This is a genomic window from Dehalobacterium formicoaceticum (assembly GCF_002224645.1).
GTDB lineage: Bacteria > Bacillota > Dehalobacteriia > Dehalobacteriales > Dehalobacteriaceae > Dehalobacterium > Dehalobacterium formicoaceticum.
On record NZ_CP022121.1, the window covers coordinates 1,247,879 to 1,268,099 of the forward strand.

General features: G+C 44.6%; 17 protein-coding genes and 1 other annotated feature. Of the genes, 14 read left to right on the forward strand and 3 right to left on the reverse strand.

Translation table 11 applies throughout. The annotated features are described in order from the left end of the window. Window positions 1-9 precede the first annotated feature (9 nt). The 5 genes from CEQ75_RS06150 (at window position 10) to recO (ending at window position 4,666) form a co-directional block, all read left to right on the forward strand. On the forward strand, window positions 10-1,068 hold the full coding sequence (locus CEQ75_RS06150) for a DUF3048 domain-containing protein (protein WP_089609547.1): 1,059 nt from the start codon (window positions 10-12) through the stop codon (window positions 1,066-1,068). 20 nt (window positions 1,069-1,088) lie between these two features. Then, window positions 1,089-1,607: a cytidine deaminase gene (cdd, locus tag CEQ75_RS06155; RefSeq protein WP_089609548.1), complete on the forward strand. Its 519-nt coding sequence runs from the start codon at window positions 1,089-1,091 to the stop codon at window positions 1,605-1,607. Further along, a complete protein-coding gene (gene era, locus CEQ75_RS06160) occupies window positions 1,498-2,397 on the forward strand; it encodes a GTPase Era (protein WP_089609549.1) in 900 nt (299 codons plus the stop codon). Before cdd ends, era begins: the two co-directional genes overlap by 110 nt. 145 nt (window positions 2,398-2,542) lie before the next feature. Continuing rightward, entirely contained in the window at window positions 2,543-3,898 is a 1,356-nt protein-coding gene (gene mgtE / locus CEQ75_RS06165) for a magnesium transporter (protein ID WP_089609550.1), read from the forward strand. Window positions 3,899-3,901: 3 nt separating this feature from the next. Continuing rightward, a complete protein-coding gene (gene recO / locus CEQ75_RS06170; RefSeq protein ID WP_089609551.1) occupies window positions 3,902-4,666 on the forward strand; it encodes a DNA repair protein RecO in 765 nt (254 codons plus the stop codon). A 24-nt stretch (window positions 4,667-4,690) separates the two neighbouring features. Here recO and CEQ75_RS06175 read toward each other — a convergent pair whose 3' ends face one another. Then, window positions 4,691-5,269 carry an ANTAR domain-containing response regulator gene (locus tag CEQ75_RS06175; protein ID WP_089609552.1) on the reverse strand — a complete coding sequence of 193 codons (579 nt, stop codon included), beginning with the start codon at window positions 5,267-5,269 and terminating at the stop codon, window positions 4,691-4,693. Window positions 5,270-5,290: 21 nt separating this feature from the next. Beyond that, entirely contained in the window at window positions 5,291-6,505 is a 1,215-nt protein-coding gene (locus tag CEQ75_RS06180; protein WP_089609553.1) for an MFS transporter, read from the reverse strand. Window positions 6,506-6,599: 94 nt separating this feature from the next. Between CEQ75_RS06180 and CEQ75_RS06185 the strand changes: the two genes are divergently transcribed. Beyond that, window positions 6,600-6,995, forward strand: a complete 396-nt coding sequence (locus CEQ75_RS06185) for a DUF4342 domain-containing protein (protein WP_089609554.1) — start codon at window positions 6,600-6,602, stop codon at window positions 6,993-6,995. 170 nt (window positions 6,996-7,165) lie between these two features. Beyond that, window positions 7,166-8,146 carry an ABC transporter substrate-binding protein gene (locus tag CEQ75_RS06190; protein WP_089609555.1) on the forward strand — a complete coding sequence of 327 codons (981 nt, stop codon included), beginning with the start codon at window positions 7,166-7,168 and terminating at the stop codon, window positions 8,144-8,146. A 103-nt stretch (window positions 8,147-8,249) separates the two neighbouring features. Here the strand turns inward: CEQ75_RS06190 and CEQ75_RS06195 are convergent, their stop codons facing one another. Continuing rightward, window positions 8,250-8,930, reverse strand: a complete 681-nt coding sequence (locus CEQ75_RS06195; RefSeq protein WP_089609556.1) for a Crp/Fnr family transcriptional regulator — start codon at window positions 8,928-8,930, stop codon at window positions 8,250-8,252. Window positions 8,931-9,165: 235 nt separating this feature from the next. Between CEQ75_RS06195 and CEQ75_RS06200 the strand changes: the two genes are divergently transcribed. The 7 genes from CEQ75_RS06200 (at window position 9,166) to ppdK (ending at window position 20,180) form a co-directional block, all read left to right on the forward strand. Further along, window positions 9,166-11,676, forward strand: coding sequence for an FAD-dependent oxidoreductase (locus tag CEQ75_RS06200; protein WP_089609557.1), 2,511 nt, complete (start codon window positions 9,166-9,168; stop codon window positions 11,674-11,676). 107 nt (window positions 11,677-11,783) lie between these two features. Then, the gene (locus tag CEQ75_RS06205) at window positions 11,784-12,242 is read left to right on the forward strand and encodes a DMT family transporter (protein ID WP_089609558.1); all 459 of its coding nucleotides are present in this window, start codon (window positions 11,784-11,786) and stop codon (window positions 12,240-12,242) included. A gap of 61 nt (window positions 12,243-12,303) precedes the next feature. Next, window positions 12,304-12,516, forward strand: a binding site (T-box leader). A gap of 113 nt (window positions 12,517-12,629) precedes the next feature. Next, entirely contained in the window at window positions 12,630-13,598 is a 969-nt protein-coding gene (glyQ, locus tag CEQ75_RS06210) for a glycine--tRNA ligase subunit alpha (RefSeq protein WP_089609559.1), read from the forward strand. A gap of 2 nt (window positions 13,599-13,600) precedes the next feature. Beyond that, window positions 13,601-15,679 carry a glycine--tRNA ligase subunit beta gene (gene glyS, locus CEQ75_RS06215; protein WP_089609560.1) on the forward strand — a complete coding sequence of 693 codons (2,079 nt, stop codon included), beginning with the start codon at window positions 13,601-13,603 and terminating at the stop codon, window positions 15,677-15,679. Window positions 15,680-16,049: 370 nt separating this feature from the next. After that, on the forward strand, window positions 16,050-16,691 hold the full coding sequence (gene ccpN / locus CEQ75_RS06220) for a transcriptional regulator CcpN (RefSeq protein ID WP_089612524.1): 642 nt from the start codon (window positions 16,050-16,052) through the stop codon (window positions 16,689-16,691). Between the two features lie 8 nt (window positions 16,692-16,699). Further along, complete coding sequence (locus CEQ75_RS06225) at window positions 16,700-17,530, forward strand: pyruvate, water dikinase regulatory protein (RefSeq protein ID WP_089609561.1); 831 nt, start codon at window positions 16,700-16,702, stop codon at window positions 17,528-17,530. After that, window positions 17,520-20,180 (forward strand): pyruvate, phosphate dikinase, encoded by a 2,661-nt coding sequence (gene ppdK / locus CEQ75_RS06230; RefSeq protein ID WP_089609562.1) that lies wholly within the window; start codon window positions 17,520-17,522, stop codon window positions 20,178-20,180. Before CEQ75_RS06225 ends, ppdK begins: the two co-directional genes overlap by 11 nt. The last annotated feature ends 41 nt before the right edge of the window (window positions 20,181-20,221 follow it).

Genomic DNA, 20,221 nt, shown 5'->3' on the forward strand with positions numbered 1-20,221 from the left:
GGGAAGCCCATGAAACCCAAAGTTCAAGCTCTGGTCGTAGGAATAATCGTCTTTTTCGTCGTGCTTTTCATTGGGTTTGGCGTTTTCGGCCGTTACTTTTTTCCGGGACCCAACCCGCCAGAAGAGACGATGGTAGAGCATAATGAAGAAGATGCCACGGAGCCGCCGGCAGAAGAAATATTTCCTTATCGTTGTCCTTTTGACGGAACCCCGCTTAAAGAACTGCCTCTGCGTCCGGTGGTAGTTGCTATTGATAATTTAGCCGCAGCCCGTCCCCAATCCGGTTTGAGTCAGGCAGATTTAATTTATGAGGTTCCCGCGGAAGGTGGGATTACCCGATTCTTAGCTTTTTATTATCATGGTCAGGCGGAAAAGATCGGTCCCATCCGAAGCGCCCGTCCTTATCTGGCTGCCATTGCCCAGGAATGGCAGGGGGTATTTATTCATGTGGGGGAAAGCCCCCAGGCTCAGACATTTTTTAAAAGAGAAGATCTGGATCATATCAACGAAATGTTTCATGCCCAGGGGTTTTGGCGGGAACGAAGCCGCAAGGCCCCTCATAATCTATATAGCAGCAGTAAAAACCTTTGGCAGGAGATTACAAAAAAGGGCTGGGATGAACAAAAGACTATCAAAGGATTTTCCTTTTTGCCGGAACAGGAGGGGAGCTTGAGCCTTGAGGGCACTTCGGCCTCCCAGGTAACTTTAACCTATCCATCCAGCAAAGTCACCTTTAAACTGTCTGAAGAAGGAGATCTATATCAAAGATATATAGGGGAGCGGGAACATGTAGATCTGGAGACTTCCCTTCCTTTAACCGCAGCCAATATTCTAGTACAGGAAACCAGGGTGCAACTCCTGGATAATGAAGGCCGCCTGAAAATCGATTTGACAGGTCAAGGAAGAGCGTGGCTTTTTTCCCGCGGACGAGTCCAAGAGGGACGCTGGGTCAAAGAAGGAAAAAATCCAACCCGGTTTCTGGATGAGACCGGTAAGAATTTTCTCTTAACACCGGGGCAAACCTGGATCGAAATTATCGGGACGGGTAATAATGTGCAATACCAATAATCATGGCAGGATGTGAAGTAATGGATGAGCTCAAACTATTAAGTCTGGCTGAAGAGGGTAAGGAAAAGGCCTATGCCCCTTATTCCGGTTTTCAGGTGGGCGCGGCCTTGCTGACCAAAGAAGGCAGGGTATTTATCGGATGCAATGTCGAGAATGCTTCCTACGGTCTTTCCAACTGTGCGGAACGAACAGCGGTATTTTCCGCTGTAGCGGCTGGTTGCCGGGATTTTGATACCCTGGCTATTGTCTCAGATTCGGAAACCTTTACCTATCCTTGCGGAGCTTGCCGGCAGGTTCTGGTGGAATTCAATCCGGATCTGAAAATTATCATGAGAAATCAAGCTGGAGAATTAAAGGTAGAAAAAGCCTGGGATCTGCTGCCTCATTATTTTTCCGGTCAAAACATGGAAAAATTGGAGGGGGGAAATCATGACAGTTTTCAAATCAGGCTTTGTTACCATTATCGGGCGGCCCAATGTGGGAAAATCCACCTTATTAAATGCAGTTTTAGGACAAAAAATTGCCATTATGTCGGATAAACCCCAGACGACCAGGAATAAGATCCAAGGTTTTTATACCACGGAAGAAGCTCAGATTGTTTTTATTGATACCCCCGGCATTCACAAGCCCCAGCATAAGTTAGGGGAGTATATGGTTACTGTGGCAGAACGGACTTTAAATGAGGTGGATGTAATTCTTTACCTGGTGGATGCCACATCAAAATTTGGCGCGGGAGAGGAATTCATTATTAAACAATTGGGCAAAGTGGAAACCCCTGTTTTTTTGGTGATTAATAAAATTGATTTAATTTCCCGGGATCAATTGTTAGCCCTTATTGCTGAATACAGCAATAAATTTCCCTTTGCCGAAATTATGCCCCTTTCAGCTTTAAAGGAAGATGGGGTAGATCATATGTTGGAAATTTTGGTACAATACTTGTCGGAAGGGCCCCAATTTTATCCGGAAGATATGGTCACGGATCAACCGGAAAAGGCCATTGTGGCAGAATTGATCAGAGAAAAGGTTCTATTCCTAACTCGGGAAGAAATTCCTCATTCCGTAGCGGTAGAAGTAACGGATTTTAAGGAAAGAGAAGGGAACACGATTTATATCGGAGCCGTAATTTATGTGGAGCGGGATTCCCAAAAAGGCATTATTATTGGGAAAAAGGGCAGTATGCTAAAAGAAATCGGTAAATTGGCTCGAGTTGATATTGAAAATCTACTGGATAGTAAGGTATATTTAGAATTATGGGTTAAAGTTAAAAAGGATTGGCGCAATCAGGATGTGGCTTTAAGAAACTTTGGTTTCGATAAAAAGAATATTTAATTTTTTAAATAACATCATGAAGGAGAGGTGGAAGAATCGTATGGATAGTGACCCTGGCGGTAGGAACAAAAAATTAAATAAAAAGCAGCTGCCAGGAGCATTAATTTAGCCAATAACTCCTGGCGCGGGAGAGGAGTTATTGCGTATGCACTTTGAAGAAGCTTATCAAATTATCAGGGATCATATTGCAGCCCAGGAATTAGATGAAGCCAGAAAAGTTCTTGGAGAATTTCAACCGGCAGATATTGCCGAATTTGTTGAGAACTTACCTGTCCATGAAATCGGACCGATTTTAAACCTGTTGTCCCCTGAAACCGCCGGCGAAGTGATTAATCAACTGGATGCGGAATTAGCCGGGGATGTCCTGTCTGATATGGGAGAAGAAAAAACCGGTGCCATTATTGATGAAATGTATTCTGACGATGTGGCAGACATTCTAGGTGAGATGACAGACCCGGAAAAGGACAAAATTCTCAGTCTGATGGAGCAGGAAGACGCCATTGAGGTGCGGGAACTGCTGGAGTTTAAGGAAGACACCGCCGGGGGGATTATGACCACCGAATACGTGGCCATTTTGCAAAATATTACGGCGGAACGGGCGATCCAGGTGATCAGGGAAACTGCTCCTGATGCAGAAACTGTTTATTATGTTTACGTGATCAATGATAAAAATCAGCTGGTGGGAGTTATTTCTTTACGGGAATTAATCATCGCCAATCCCAAGACCTTGATCGAAGACATTATGCATCACAAAGTGAAAAGTGTGAATGTGCATATGGATCAGGAAGAAGTAGCGGCTATGGTCGCAAAATACGATTTCTTAGCCATCCCGGTGGTGGATGATGACCAGAGCTTAATGGGGATTATCACAGTTGACGATGTTATTGATGTCATTCATGAGGAAGCATCGGAGGATATCTATCGTCTTGCCGGAACAGCAGAGGTTGATTTTGAAGATGCGTTATGGAAACGCATTTGGATGGCGGTGCGTAACCGTTTACCCTGGCTCTTAGTTACCTTATTGGGAGGATTTTTGGCAGGGGGAATTATCCGCGGTTTAGAAAAAGAAATTCAGACAGTGGTGGCTTTGTCATATTTTATTCCTCTACTCACGGGCATGGGAGGGAATGTGGGCACGCAATCCTCTACCTTGGCGGTGCGCGGCTTGGCCACGGGGCAGATAGATGCAGGAAAAATGTTGAAAACTGTGGGCACGGCGGCCTTAATCGGCATAGGGGTAGGGTTGATATGCGGACTGATTGTCACCGTTATGGCTTTCCTTTGGCAGAAAAGCCTGCTCTTGGGATTGGTAGTGGGGATCTCACTTTGTGTCAATATGATTACGGCTTCCACGATGGGCACCTTTGTCCCATTGGTACTGAAACGTTTTGGGGTTGACCCCGCTGTGGCCTCCGCCCCCTTTATCAGCACCACTATTGATATTACCGGATTGCTGATTTATGCCGGATTGTCCTCCGTTTTTATCAAATGGTTGGTTTAAGGGATGAGTAAATTATATGCGGCCCAAGCCATTATCATCAAGGCCCGGGATTTTGGCGAAGCAGATAAAATTTTGACCCTTTATACCAGGGAATACGGCAAGTTTCAAGCCATCGCCAAAGGAGTACGGAAATCCACCAGCCGCTTGCGGGGCGGTGTGCAGATGTTTGCCCATACCCGTCTGCTCCTTTATCGGGGGAAGAGTCTGGATCTTGTTTCCCAGGCAGAAAATATGGAGAGTTTTGGTGCATTGCGGGAGGATCTGGAAAGGCTTGTTTATGCCTCTTATGTCATGGAATTGTTGGAACATGCTGTACCGGAACGGGAACCCAATGAAAGGATTTTTTTGACGACATTAATGACTTTAGGGCTGCTCCAGGGGGAGGACCCGGAGCTGGTGTGCCGGATGTATGAGATCAAACTCCTGTACCTCTTGGGATATCATCCTCATTTGACGGATTGCATCCTATGCGGCAAACCCTTGGGAAACAGTTCCTTCTATCTTAGTCCGGAGCAAGGCGGCCTGGTTTGTCAAAGCTGTGCCGGTTCCGAAAAACATGATGGGCTTTTGGCGGCGGGAACGGTTCTTGCTATACAGAAGCTGCTGACCATGGATCCCAGGCAACTGTTTCGTCTGAAGATTTCTCCCGGACAGCGCCGGGAAATGGAGAAGGCAATAGAACATTATTTGATCTACCATCTTGAAAGAGCAATCAATGCAAAAAAAGTGATGAAAGATTTGCTGCATAGTTTAAAACCAAAAAGCTGAGTATCCTGCCGGATGCTTGGCTTTTTATTCATAGTTTGAAATGATTGCCTGGGCGATTTTCCTCATGGAAAGACATTGATCCATACTTTGTTGTTGCATGCGTCGATAGGCCTCGCTCTCAGACAGAGACAGTTTCTTCATCAAAAAACCTTTGGCTCGTTCCACCAGCTTGCGTGTCTCGATGGATTCCTTTAATTCATCCACCTGACGTTCCAAACAGATCATTTTTTGAAAGGCTTGGAGGACGAAGGAGGCTGTGGAGAGAAGGTGCCCTTCCTGGATGGGTTTCACTAAAAAGGCAAAGACCCAGGAATCCTTCGTTTTCTCAAAAAGAGGCTGTTCCCAGCTGGAAGTCAATAGGATTACCGGGGCGATTTTATCTCCTTTAATAATGCGCGTTAATTCCAGGCCTGAAAATCCCGGTAAATCCTTGTCTAATATAACCAGATCCGGCATCAGCCTGCGGATGATACGCAGAGCCGTAGCACCGTCTTCCGCTTCTCCGACGATCAGATACCCCTGACGTTGGAGGATACTTTTTATTCTTTTTCTTAATGCCCTGTCTTTGGCACCGATAAATATTTTTGTTTCCCCTCCAAACATCAAAGCAACTCTCCTTTTCCTTTAGGCTTTTGCCTTGCCTGCTTCCAGAAGCACGTGATTTCCCAATAAGAAAAAGCCCTGAATAAACATGAGAAAACCTGTCACAATGAGAATCCATTCGATCTTGATCATATCAGACAGCGGGCCGAAGAAGAGCATTCCTAAGGGCATGGTGGAACTGGCGATCATCGTTAGCACCCCGAAAACCCGTCCCAGGAAATCCTCTTCTACCTTTTCCTGCAGTAAAACGGTAGAGGGAGTATTAAAGAAGGGCATTACCAGCCCGGATAAACCCATGATCAGCAAATAAATCGGGAAATAGGGAACAATACCCAGGGCGATGGTAAAAAAGCCTAAACACAGACAAGAGAGGGTCATGGTATGAATTTTGTTCTTGAAACCGCCCCAATAAGCGATAATGATCCCACCCAGCATCATACCCAAAGCAAAGGCAATCTCAATCGCTGTGAGACGCCAGACATCTGCACCAAAGCTGCGTGTTACCTGAAGGGGTGTTAAAAAAGCTACAGGAGCGGCTAAAAAAAAGAAAATCGCGCAAAACCAAAAAAAATGGCGCACATAATCATGACTCTTGATGTAAGCAACTCCTTCCTTCATATCCGTAAAATAGCTGAACTCCTGTTTTTCTCTTGCTTTGGCATGAGCCGGTACATGCAAAAAGAAAAACAGGGTTGTGATGGCAATGGCAGCGGTGATAACATCAATAAAGAAAATGGTTTCAATGGGGGCAACAGTAAGGAGTGCCCCGCCTAACATGGGAGAGGCCAGCATGATTAAAGACTGAATGCTTCCATTGGTGGCATTCACCTTCATTAGTCTGTCCTCAGGAACAATTTGAGGGAGAAATGCCCCTACAGCCGGAGACTGGATACCTGAACCAAAGGAACGTATCGCTGAAATCACAAACAGCAGCCACAGGGCTTCGTACCCTAATAAATAAAGGATAGCCAAAATCAAGGTAAAGGATGCGATCATGGAATCGGCGAGAATGATGAGAAATTTCCGATTGTAACGGTCTGCCCATACTCCGGCAAAAGGAGAAATAAAAAGTGTGGGCAAGAAGCCGCATAGGATGGAGATCGTCATCATCATGCCTGATTGAGTTGTTAATGTAATATGCCAGAGGATGGCATACTGAACCAGGGAAGAACCAAAAAGACTGATGCTTTGGCTCCCTAAAAAGAGGATGGTATTTTTGATCCAATTATTATTCATCTTAAGAAAATTCTCCTTTACGAGACCGTCGAAGTTATGGACGCATAAAAAAATCTATTCCGGGGCATAAATTCAGATAAAAGGAGTGGACAAAATGGATGATATATTACGAAAAGTAGATTTAATTATTGATAGAGCCGGCGTCAGTTATGCTTCGGCTAAAGAAGCTCTGGAACAATCCGGGGGCAGTGTCATTGATGCTATTATTTATCTGGAGAACAAACTTCATACAACGGCAGGCAGTTATCATCAGCTGAAGGGGATACTGAAAAAGGCCAAGGAAACTAAAATCCGTGTTCTGAAAGAGGGTGAACAGGTGGCGGAAGTACCCATGACAGCAGGAATCTTAGGTTTAGTAGGAACAATTGCCCTGCCGGGATTGGCTGCCATCGGTGCCATCGGATCCGCAGCAGCTTTATTAAGCAATTATTCTCTGGAAGTGAAAAAGTCGGACACAATGGATGATCAACAAGAAGAAAATCTGAATTGATGGCCCGTTTCCTTGCTTCATCATAACATCCAAAGACCTCTTGGGGAAGAGAAAATTTGGGGACATGCTATTGACTTTTTCACCATGAGGTTTTAAGATGATATAAAAAATGAATTTAAGTTCATTTTTTGGTCGACCCGGATGGGGCAAATCATGGGAGGGATGATAGGATGAAAGGGAAAGATTGCAGAAAAAGAAAAATAGGATTTTTGCTGGCCATGATATTGGCCCTGACACTTTTGGCCGGTTGCGGCCAGGAAAAGGCAAAGGAAGAAGGAACGGGACCAAAGCCAATTAAAATCGCTGTGCTTCCGGTGGAAGATACGATGCCAATGCTGGTAGCGAAAGAAAAGGGATACTTTGCCGAGGAACAACTACAAGTAGAGCTGGTAAACTTCCAAAGCCCGGTGGAACAGAGTAATGGGATGCAGTCCGGAGAAATGGACGGGATGCAGACAGATATGATTGTGGCTGCATTGCTGAAGGATTCCGGTTTGGATTTAAAGATCACTTCTATTACTTTAGGAGTTACACCCCAGGAAGGACGCTTTGCCATCCTTGCTTCGCCTCAATCGAATATCAATTCTCTGGAAGATTTAAAAGGAAAGAACATCGGAATTTCCTATAACTCCATTATCGAATATGTTACCGACGGATTGTTGACAGCCGGGGGTATTGATCCCGCTGAGGTGAAGAAAACCGCAATTCCCAAAATTCCGGTGCGAATGGAAATGCTGTTCAGCAATCAGATTGATGCCATTGTAGTGCCTGATCCCTTGGTTTCCTTTGCAGAGCACCAAGGGGCTAAGGTGATTGCCCAGGATACAGAAAAGAATCTTTCTCAAAACGTGTTGTTTTTTACTCAGAAAACCATCGAGGAAAATAGGGACGGAGTGGAAGCTTTTTATCGCGCCTATAGGAAGGCGGTAGATGATTTGAATGACCATCCGGAGGACTTTCGGACCTTATTGGTGGAAAATATTAATATTCCGGAGCCCATTGCAGATGCCTATCAGTTGCAGCATTATCCCCAGCCTCAAGTACCCGGTGAGACGGATGTGCAGAATATATTGGATTGGATGAACAAAAAAGCACTCTTAAAAAATGATTTGAAATATCAAGATCTGGTACAGGAGATAAAGACTCCTTAGCATCGGAAGCAATAAACTTTGCTTGATGCAAAAACTTTGTTTATGAGGAACGGTTAGCGACCGTTCTTTTTTCTCGTTCGCCCAAAATCTCCGATTGAACCCTTTACGGACCGTCCCCCCGGTTTCCCAGTTTTTCTTTGTCCAGAATTTTAATGCCCTTTCGGGAAACCTTTAATATGCCTTCATTGGAAAAGTATTTCAGCATTCGTGAAATCACTTCCCGAGCACTGCCCATATGTCCTGCTATCTGTTCGTGTGTCAAGGTAATTGTATCGCTGTTTTCCAGATTTGCTTGGTTAAGCAAAAACATTGCGAGCCGTTTGTCCAGCTTCATGAACAGGATTTGCTCCATTACCCACATGGCCTCAGAAAAGCGCAGGGAAATTATGTCCGTCATAAAACTCATGACTTGCGGATTTTCTTTGGCAATTCTATCATAGGTTGCCACACTTATGATGTAAACTTCAGTAGAGCATTCAGCGTCAACATGTATATCAAAGGATATATTTTTGATAACGCAGGATGCGGAAAGAAGACAGATATCCTTGTTCACCAACCTGAACAGAGTCACCTCTTTCCCCTCATCAGACAGCATATATACCCGGAGCCTTCCGCTTTTTACGGTAAGTACTCCAATGCAGTCCCCAGAACCGTTATGGATTTTTTCCCCTTTTTTATATATTTTCAGTTCTGTATGTTCAGCAACTTCATTTTTTTCTGCTTCATTCAGACTCTTCCAAAACGGCAGTAATTCAGATAATTTTTTTGTATCTTTAAAGGTCAATCTTATCGCCTTCTTTCTACCTATAGTGTGACTTTGTCACTGAGCTGATGCGAAAAAAATGATAAAGTTAATATAAATAAAAGCAATAAGAAGATGATATGATCTAAGTTCTTTTCTGCACTAGAATATTCCTGCTTATTATTGCAAATTAGGAGACTCATTATTAATAGATTCTAATAAGATGTGAGATTTACTGTTTATCAACTTTCATTTAATTAGAGAGGAGAATAATTTTATGAAAAAGAAAGTATTGATTATCGGCGGAGTAGCCGGCGGTGCAACCACAGCTGCCAGACTCAGAAGGCTTGATGAAACAGCCGAAATCATAATTTTGGAGAGGGGAGAATATATCTCCTATGCCAACTGCGGTCTGCCTTATCATATCGGCGATGTGATCAAGGAACGGGGGTCTTTGTTGCTGCAGACGCCGGAAGCAATGAAAGCTAGATTCAACATAGATGTCAGAGTCAATAACGAGGCTTTGTCCATTGAAAAGGAGCGCAAGGTTGTTTCTGTGCTAGACAAAAAGACTGGAAAAGAATATGAGGAAAGCTATGACACCCTTTTGATTGCCACCGGTTCCTCACCTCTCAAACCATCTATCCCGGGAATTGACGGGCCGGGAATCTATTCTCTTTGGACCATCCCGGATACAGATAAAATTAAAAGCTTCATCAGTACAAAAAAGCCAAAGAAAGCGGCCATAATCGGCGGCGGCTTCATCGGCCTGGAGATGGCGGAAAATTTACATGCTGCTGGATGTGAAGTGACAGTTATCGAAATGCAAAACCAAGTAATGGCGCCAATTGATTTTGAAATGGCCCAACTTCTCCACGAAAACATGAGGATGAACCAAGTGCAATTAGTGTTGAACGACGGGGTGAAGTCATTTGAGGGAGTAGACGGAACGACCATAATTCAGCTGCAGAGTGGCAAGGCTATAGAAGCGGAACTTGTGATTTTATCCATTGGGATCAAACCAAACAGTGTGCTTGCCAAAGAGGCAGGATTAGCACTTAATGAAAGAGGGGGAGTCGTTGTTAATGAATATCTCAAGACATCCGAACCCAGCATTTATGCCGTGGGAGATGTCATAGAGGTAGAGGACTATATTTCCAAAAATAAGACCATGGTTCCCCTTGCCGGCCCGGCAAATAAGCAGGCCCGTATCTGTGCCAACAACATTGCCAGAGAATTTGGTGTTTTAGGCGGAGATTTGGAAAAGTACAAGGGAACCCAGGGCACATCTATCGCAAAGGTCTTTGACCTGACCGTGGCATCCACCGGTGTAAATGAAAAAACCTTGAAAAAATGGGGCAAGGAATTTAACAAGGATTACTTTGTGGCTTTGATCAATCAAAAATCCCATGCGGGCTATTACCCTGGGGCAACTCCCCTTACCTTGAAAATGCTTTTTAGCCCGGAAGGCAAAATTTTCGGCGCTCAAATTATTGGCCAGGATGGTGTGGATAAGAGGATCGATACTATTGCTGCGGCAATCCGCCTGGGTGGAACTATTTATGATTTGGCTGAACTGGAGCTTGCTTATGCCCCTCCTTATTCCTCCGCCAAGGATCCCGTAAATATGCTGGGCTTTGTGGCCGAAAATATCTTAAATGGGCTTGTATCTATCGTAGGCTGGAATGGGTTGGAGGAGCTTAAAAAATCAGAAGACAAAAATTATACAATCCTTGATGTCAGCGAAGATATAGAAAGGATGGCCTTCTTTATTCCGGATTCATATCATATTCCTTTAGGACAATTAAGGAATCGTTTAGGGGAATTGGATAAAGAAAAACTAATCATTGTATACTGCGCTATAGGTGTCAGGGCATATAATGCAGCCAGAATGATGATGAATTCAGGATTTAAAAAGGTAAAGATCTTCCCGGGAGGCTCATCTTTCTATAAATCACTTTATCACGACCAGCTTTCGGATATGACACCAACGGAAAATAAACCTCAGGGAGTTATAGATATGAGTAAGGTTGTGGCAAAACAGACGCTGGACTGCAGTGGTCTGCAGTGCCCGGGTCCTATCATGAAGGTCTATGAAACTATAAAAGGAATGTCGGACGGTGAAATTATTCAGGTTTCGGCAACTGATATGGGCTTTGCCCGGGATATTGACGCCTGGTGCAAGAGGACAGGAAACTGCCTTTTGAAATCGGAAAGGGCTGGTAAGGAAAATATTGTTTATATACAAAAGGGCCGGGAAAACACTTCAGCACAACCGGCTGATCTGCCTAAAGAAACTCAAATTGTCACCGAACTACCTCAAGGTAAAAATATCATCGTTTTCAGTGGTGATCTGGATAAAGTACTGGCTGCATTTATTATTGCCAACGGAGCCGCTGCCATGGGAAGACCGGTCAGTATGTTCTTTACCTTTTGGGGGCTAAATGCTCTGAGGAGACCCAACAAGCAAAACATTAAGAAGCCTTTCCTGGACAGCATGTTCGGAGCCATGATGCCAAGAGGAGCTTCAAAGCTTAAGCTTTCAAAAATGAATATGGGCGGCATGGGCACTGAGATGATGAAAAAAGTAATGAGGGATAAAAATGTGGATTCTTTAGAAATCCTCATGAACCAGGCCATCCAGAATGGAGTAAAGCTCATAGCCTGCAGCATGTCGATGGATATTATGGGAATAACAAAGGATGAGCTAATAGATGGCATCGGTTATGCCGGCGTTGCAACAATGCTTGGAGACGCGGAAGAGTCAAATATGAGTTTGTTCATTTAATTTAACCCGAGGGGACGGCAGACTGCCGTCCCTTCGGGTTTCAATTTACGAAAAGGCTGGCAAGGATCCAGAACTTTTAGTATACTACTTGGTGGAGAGTGATTTGTGTGAAAACCATCATCTATTATCTTGTGTCATTTCTGGCCGGCGCAACGGCAATCATTCAGGCAGGTGTGAACGGACAATTAAAAACAGCGGTAGGGGGGCCGGTCTTGGCCTCCCTGATCAGTTTCTTTGTTGGGACCTTGACCTTAGGTATTGTTTTTACTGTTTCCGTGATCAACGGTTATCAGCTACTGCCATCTCCGGAAAGTCTACAGAATACTCATTGGTGGATGTGGATCGGGGGAATTCTTGGTGCTTTTTTTGTCTTTGTGTCGATTTTGTGCGTTCCTAAAATCGGTTTTGCCTGTATGTTTTGTTTAATGATTACCGGACAAATTCTGATTTCCTTGATCTTTGATCACTTTGGCGCTTTTGGGAACAGTATTTACCCGATGAATCCTTATCGGGCTTTGGGGGCAATCATGCTCATTGGCGGCGTTTATCTGATTCAAACCCATTAAAATAGGAAGCAGAAAAGAATATTGACAAGATAGTTTAATTTTGCTAAAGTTGTAGAATAATAAAGAAGCAATGACGGAGATAAGTAGCCAGCGGATTATAAGCAGAGAGCCGGGCGGGTGGAAAACGGCAATAATGCTGGGGAAGGCACTCCTGAGCTATTCAGGTGAAAGTACATATAGTCTGAATCGGAGCTTCCTCCGTTATCAAAGAATGAAGATGGACTTTGATGTCAATCAGGGTGGAACCGCGGGAAATCAGCCTCTCGTCCCTGCAGCTCTTTGCTGCAGAGACGGGGGGCTTTTATAATATGTGCAGCTAAGGTTTGCACCAATCCTAGGATTGATGCAAGCCAAGGTTTCTAATATTCTAATATTGGAGGGAATATGATGAATTTCCAGGAACTTATTTTAGCATTGAACAAATTCTGGGGTGAACAAAACTGCATTATTCAGCAGCCCTATGATATGGAAAAAGGTGCCGGCACCATGAACCCGGCTACAGCCCTCAGGGCTTTAGGACCGGAACCTTGGAATGTCGCATATGTGGAGCCTTCCCGACGTCCTACGGATGGGCGTTACGGGGAAAATCCCAATCGTTTGCAGCATTATTATCAGTATCAGGTGATCCTCAAACCTTCCCCGGATAACATTGTGGAGCTCTATATGGACAGCCTTCGCGCCATCGGCATTAAACCGGAAGAACATGATATCCGCCTGGTGGAGGATAATTGGGAATCTGCTAACTTAGGGGCGTGGGGACTAGGTTGGGAGGTCTGGCTGGACGGGATGGAAATCACCCAGTTCACCTATTTCCAGCAGTTCGGGGGTTTGGAATGCCGACCGGTGAGCGGAGAGATTACATACGGGATCGAACGCTTGGCCATGTTTATTCAAAAAGTAAACAGCGTTTACGATATTGAATGGGTTGATGGGATTACTTATGGAGATGTGCATCATCAAACTGAGGTGGATTATTCTCATTATAATTTCACCGTAGCCAATACCAATATGCTCTTTCAGCTTTTTGATATGTATGAGGAGGAATTTAAAAGAACCATCGATCATGGTTTGGTGCAGCCGGCATATGATTATGTGCTGAAATGCTCCCATACCTTTAACCTACTGGATGCCCGCGGGGCCATCAGTGTCACGGAACGACAAAGCTATATCACCAGGGTGCGCAATTTAGCCAAGGTGGTAAGCGTTGCCTATGTAGATCAGAGAGAAAAATTAGGGTTTCCTTTGATTAAGGATCCGGAAAAAAGAGAGAAAATGGGCCTTGCTTCCTTAGAAAAGGTTAAGGCAAGCCTGACTGACCTTCAAGGCAACGCAATGAATGATGGAAAGGAGGCCTAATAATGGCCAAGGATTTGTTATTTGAACTGGGAACAGAAGAAATTCCCGCTCGCTTTATGGCACCGGCCCTCAGACAGATGAAGGAACTGTTGGAGGCGGGCTTAAAGGAGCTTCGATTAGATTATTCCACGCTGAATGTTTATGGCACACCTCGTAGACTAGCATTATTGGTGAAAGAACTGGCGGAGCAACAGTCAGATTTGGCAGAAGAAGTAAAAGGGCCTTCGATCAAAGCCGCCTATGACGGTGACGGCAATCCTACTAAGGCAGTTTTGGGCTTTGCCCGGGGGCAGGGTGTTCAGGTTGAGGATCTGGTAGTGCAAGAAACCCCTACCGGTAAGTATGTTTTTGCCACGAAAAGAAACGCAGGACAGTCGGCAGAAGCAGTGCTTCCAGATATGCTGACCAGTATTGTTCATAAGCTTTATTTCCCCAAGCCCATGCGCTGGGGAGATTCAGATTTGAAATTTGCCCGCCCCATTCGCTGGATTGCCGCCCTTTTGGGCAATGAAGTATTGAAAATCACAATCGGGGATATTAAAGCGGACCGTTTCAGCCGCAGTCATCGTTTTCTAGGTTCCGGCGTGGTGGAATTAGCTTCTCCTCAAGAATATATTCAAAAGTTAAAAGAAAACTATTGTATTGTCGATCAGGAAGAGAGAAAAGAGCTGATTTGGGAACAGATTACCGCCGTGGCTGCGGAAAATAGAGGGAAGGTGCACAAGGACGAGAAATTATTGGAAGAGGTCACCCAACTTCTGGAATATCCTACCGCTTTATGCGGCAGCTTTGAAGAAAAGTATTTGGCTTTGCCTCAGGAATTATTAATAACCCCGATGCGGGAACATCAGCGTTATTTCCCGGTATTTAAAGAGGATGGATCATTATTACCGAAATTCATTACGGTGCGAAATGGTTTGGAGAAACATATCGATATTGTCACTGCCGGTAATGAGAAAGTGCTGCGTGCCCGGCTGGCCGATGCGGAATTCTTTTATACAGAAGATCTTAAGAAGAATTTAGAGGATAATGTAGCCAAGTTGGACACAATTGTTTTCCATGAAAAACTTGGCAGTCTTGGTGACAAAGTAAAGCGGGTAGAAAAACTGGCTCGGTATATAGGAACCCAATTAGGTTTCTCGGCGGAAGAACTTAATGCTACAAGTCGGGCTGCTTTTTTAGCCAAAGCCGATCTCGTCTCTAATGTGGTGTATGAATTCCCGGAACTCCAAGGCATTATGGGTGAATACTATGCCAGGCATGCCGGGGAAGAGGAGGCTGTTGCAGTTGCCATCAGGGAACATTACCTGCCGCGTTTTGCCGGGGATGAATTGCCTGCCACAAAAATAGGAATGGCTTTGTCTATTGCCGATAAGTTGGATAGTATTGTGGGCTTTTTTGGCATGGATATTCAACCTACCGGCTCCCAGGATCCTTATGCCCTGCGCAGACAGGCTCTGGGCATCGTTCATACGGTTTTAAACCGTGATCTGGAAATATCCTTGAGTAAAATGGTGGAGGAATCCGATCAGCTTTTAACAGAACAGGTGGATTTCATTCACTCTCCGGAGAAAACTTTGGGAGACCTCCTTGCCTTTTTTAAACAGAGAATGGAAAACGTATTGTCTGAAGCCGGGGTGCGTTACGATGTGATCAATGCTGTTTTAGCAGGTCAACTGGATAATCTTGATGTAGCGAATCAAAAGGCTGTTGCCCTTAGTGCTTTCCGGGAAACGGAAGAATTCCGTCAGTTGATCACCGGTTTTAAAAGGGCAGCTAACCTGGCCAAAAATGCCACCCATAGTCAGGTAAAAGAGGAGCTGCTCTCCGATCCGGCGGAAACTCAGCTTTATCAGGAATTTCAAAAGGTTAAGAAGGCTGCTGATTCTTTATTGCAGGCCAAGGATTATCAAAAAGCCCTGACTATGATCGGTGAGTTGCGAACTGTCATTGATGTTTTCTTTACCGCGGTCATGGTCATGGTGGAAGATGAAGAGATCAAAGAAAACCGCCTGGCCTTATTAAAACAAATTGCTGATTATGTTAAGAACATTGCCGATCTTTCTCAATTAGTAGATTGACGCAAGTTCTTAACTTGCTAAGTGGTTTTCTTAGCAAGTTTTAGAAACGCTAATACATGACTTAGTTGGCGTTTGACTCCCGCCTTTGCGGGAGACTTATGCCAAGTTAGTCAGGTGGACACAAGTCCTTAACTGGTAAGTTTTTTGCACACCAGGTTTTTGAAAATTTAATGTTATCAAGAGAACCTTTGCTGTTAATCAGCGGGGTTCTTTTTTTAATTAAAATTATAAGTCATTATTCGAGCTTATTTTGCAATATATCCTATTGACTTAAAAAGGAAAATTCAATATAGTATATGTTATATTATTAAATAAACTTAATAATGTATCACATTCCTGAATGTTCCTACAGACGAAGGGAGTGGCAGCTATTCAACTAACAGAACGACAGAAAGAAATTATTTTGATTGTCAAAGAGAATGGTCCGATAACCGGTGAAAATGTTGCCCAGCATCTTAATCTTTCCAGAGCGGCTTTGAGAGCAGATTTGACCATCCTAGTCATGGCGGGGCTGATTGATGCCAAGCCACGGGTGGGTTATTTCTATGTGGGTGACAACTCTCGCACGATCATTTCGGAAAAGGTCATGGAAATGAAAGTTAAGGATTGCAAATCCAGACCCATTGTGGAGCGGGAGGAAGCCTCTGTATACGATACCATAGTGAAAATGTTTATTAGCGATGTAGGAACGCTCTTTATCGTAAGCCAAGGGGGTATTTTGCAAGGAGTGGTTTCCAGAAAAGACCTTTTGAAGGTGACCTTGGGCCAAGGAGATCTGCAAAGTATGCCGGTAAATGTGATTATGACCAGGATGCCCAATATTATAACTACCACCTTGGATGAGTCCATCTATGAGGCCACGAAAAAAATCATTGAACATCAGATCGACGGTCTTCCGGTGGTACGGCCATGCGAAGCGGAGGGGCCGAATTTTGGTTTGCCGGAAGTGATTGGCAGATTCACCAAAACAAATATCACCAGGATCTTCCTAGAATTGTTGGAAGGGGATTAAAAAACTTTATGAATCAAAAAAAAGACAAACCGGTAATATTTGTTGTTTCGGATTCCCTGGGTGAGACAGCGGATCTTCTGGCCCGGGCCGCTGCCAGCCAATTTGACAGCGGGGGGGTGGAAATCCGGAGGGTACCCTATGTATCTGTGGTGTCGGAAATAGAGACTATTTTCCGGGAAGCAGCTGTTTATAACAGTGTGATCACTTATACTGTGGTGGTCAATGAACTGAGAGAGGAAATCAGCCGTTTGTCTAAAGCATATGAGATTCCTTGTGTGGATCTATTGGGACCTACTCTGGATGCCGTGACTAAGGTTTCCGGACTGCAGCCGAAGATGGAAACCGGTCTTTTAAGAAAGCTGGACCGGGATTATTTCCGCAAGGTGGAGGCAGTAGAGTTCGCCGTCAAATATGACGATGGGAAAGATGCCCGAGGATTGATTCAGGCAGATGTTGTTTTAACAGGGGTGTCCCGAACCTCAAAAACCCCGGTTTGCATGTACTTAGCTCACAATAAAATTAAAGCAGCTAATATGCCTTTGGTGCCCGAAGTTGCTCCTCCTCAAGAATTGTTTGAAATTAACCCCAAAAAAATAATTGGGTTGACCATAAAAGCTGAAGCATTGAATGTAATTAGGAATGAGAGATTAAAAGCCCTGGGGTTGAACCCTGGAGCAGATTATGCCAGCATTAATCGGATTATTCAGGAATTGGAATATGCAGAAAACATTTTTAAACGTATTGGTTGTGCTGTCATTGATGTATCTAATCGAGCAATCGAAGAGACTGCCGGGAAGATATCAGAGATATATTATAAGGGGGAGAAAAATGTCAAATAATAAAAAGTATGTATATCTGTTTAACGAAGGAAAAGCGGACATGAAAGATTTGCTGGGAGGCAAAGGGGCCAACCTGGCAGAAATGACTAATATCGGACTGCCGGTTCCTCCCGGACTGACGATTACCACCGAAGCTTGTAATGAATATTATGTCTTTGGAGAAAAATTCCCTCCCGGTATGGAAGCAGAGCTGGAGCAGGGTCTTAAGATACTGGAGGGGAAAATAGGTAAAAAATTCGGTGACAACGAAAATCCACTGCTGGTTTCCGTGCGTTCCGGAGCGAAGTTTTCCATGCCCGGCATGATGGATACCATCTTGAATTTAGGTTTGACGGATACCTCCGTTCAAGGATTGATTAAATCCACCAATAACGAACGTTTTGCCTTAGATTGTTATCGCAGGTTCATTCATATGTTTGGTGATGTGGCCATGGGTGTGCCTCATCACGAATATGAAGAAATCCTGGCTGAGGAGAAAGAAAAAGAAGATGTCCAATTTGATAATCAATTGACAGTAAAAGCTTTACATACACTTCTTGATCGTTATAAGGCTTTGTATCGTAAACATACCGGTGAAGATTTCCCCCAGAACCCCTATCAGCAGCTGCTTTTAGCCATTAAAGCCGTTTTTGGTTCCTGGAACAGTGACCGGGCCATCGTATATCGCAAACATAACAGAATTCCCGATGATTTAGGTACTGCTGTCAATGTGCAGGCAATGGTCTTTGGGAATATGGGTGATGACTGCGGTACCGGGGTAGCATTTACCAGAAATCCCGCTACCGGAGAGAGGAAATTATACGGGGAATATTTAATCAATGCCCAGGGAGAAGATGTGGTTGCCGGTATCCGAACCCCTTTGCCTATTTCCCTCCTGGAGCAGGATATGCCGGATATTTTTCAGCAATTTGAGAGTATCAGCCAGCTCTTAGAGAAACATTACCGGGATATGCAGGATATTGAATTTACAGTAGAACGGGGCAAACTTTTTATGCTCCAGACAAGAAATGGGAAAAGAACGGCCGCAGCTGCCATGAGGGTTGCTGTTGATATGGTGCACGAAGGATTAATCACCAAGGAAGAAGCGATGCTTCGCGTAGATCCCTTGCAGATTAACCAGCTGCTCCACCCTCAAATTGATGTTAATGCTGAATTCCAAGTTATTGCAACAGGACTTCCTGCATCCCCGGGGGCGGCATACGGCAGTGTTGTTTTTGATGCCAATGATGCGGAAGCTCAAGGAAAAGCCGGTAAAAAGGTAATCTTAGTGCGTACGGAAACCACCCCTGATGATATTCATGGTTTAGTAATGGCCCAGGGCGTTCTTACCAGCCGTGGAGGGATGACCAGTCATGCTGCCGTAGTGGCCCGTGGCATGGGTAAGCCTGCCGTTTGTGGCTGTGAAGCGATTAAAATTGATTACACGCAGAAATTATTTACCGTGGGTGATCTCACTGTAAAAGAAGGAGACTTCATCTCCATTGATGGTGCCACAGGTAAGGTGATTTTAGGTGAGGTGCCTACTATCGCGCCGGAGCTGGGGGGAGACTTCGCCGAATATTTAGGTTGGGCTGATGAAATCAGGACCTTAGGTGTCAGGGCCAATGCAGATAATCCGAAGGATGCTCAAAAAGCTCGGGATTTTGGCGCCGCCGGTATCGGTTTAACCCGTACGGAGCATATGTTTATGGAGCAGGAACGGCTTCCTTTTGTTCAAAAGATGATTATGGCGGATACCGTAGAAGAACGAGAGGAAGCTCTATCCCATCTTTTGCCTTTCCAACAAGAAGATTTCTATGGCATTTTGAAAGCTATGGAAGGATATCCCGTATGCATTCGTTTACTGGATCCTCCTTTGCATGAATTCCTGCCTAACCGGGAAGAGCTTTTGGTTGAAATCACCAAATTAAAATGCACCGGTGGGGATTCGGATTTGATTAAGAAAAAAGAGAAATTAATGAAAAAGGTTGACGAGCTCCATGAATTTAATCCTATGCTAGGCCACCGGGGCTGTCGTCTGGGCATTACCTATCCCGAAATCTATGCCATGCAGGCGAGAGCGATTTTCCAGGCGGTAGCTCAATTAACGAAGGAAGGGATTAAAGCCATTCCGGAAGTGGAAATCCCCTTGGTCATCCACGTGAATGAACTGGCTTTCCTGCGTAAGCAAACGGTAGAAATTGCGGAGCAGGTGATGGAAGAAACGGGTGTGAAATTTGAGTACACAGTAGGCACCATGATTGAAGTGCCCAGAGCGGCTCTGACCGCAGATGAAATTGCCACGGAAGCAGATTTCTTCTCCTTTGGCACCAATGATTTAACTCAGACCACCTTTGGTTTTTCCCGGGATGACGCAGAAGGCAAGTTCCTTCAACATTATCTGGACTACAAGATATTGAAAGAGAATCCCTTTGTGACCATTGACCCTAAAGGGGTAGGGCAGTTAATGGAGATCGCAGTGAAAGGCGGACGAAGCAGCAAACCAGATTTATTAATCGGAATTTGCGGGGAGCACGGCGGGGATCCGGAATCCATCCAAACCTGCCATCAATTGGGCTTGAACTTTGTCAGTTGTTCTCCTTTCCGGGTGCCCATTGCTAGACTTGCAGCCGCCCAGGCGGCGGTGATCGAAAAGAACCAATCGAAATGATACGAGTAAAGCACATTAAACCTTATGTGCTAAGTCTTTGA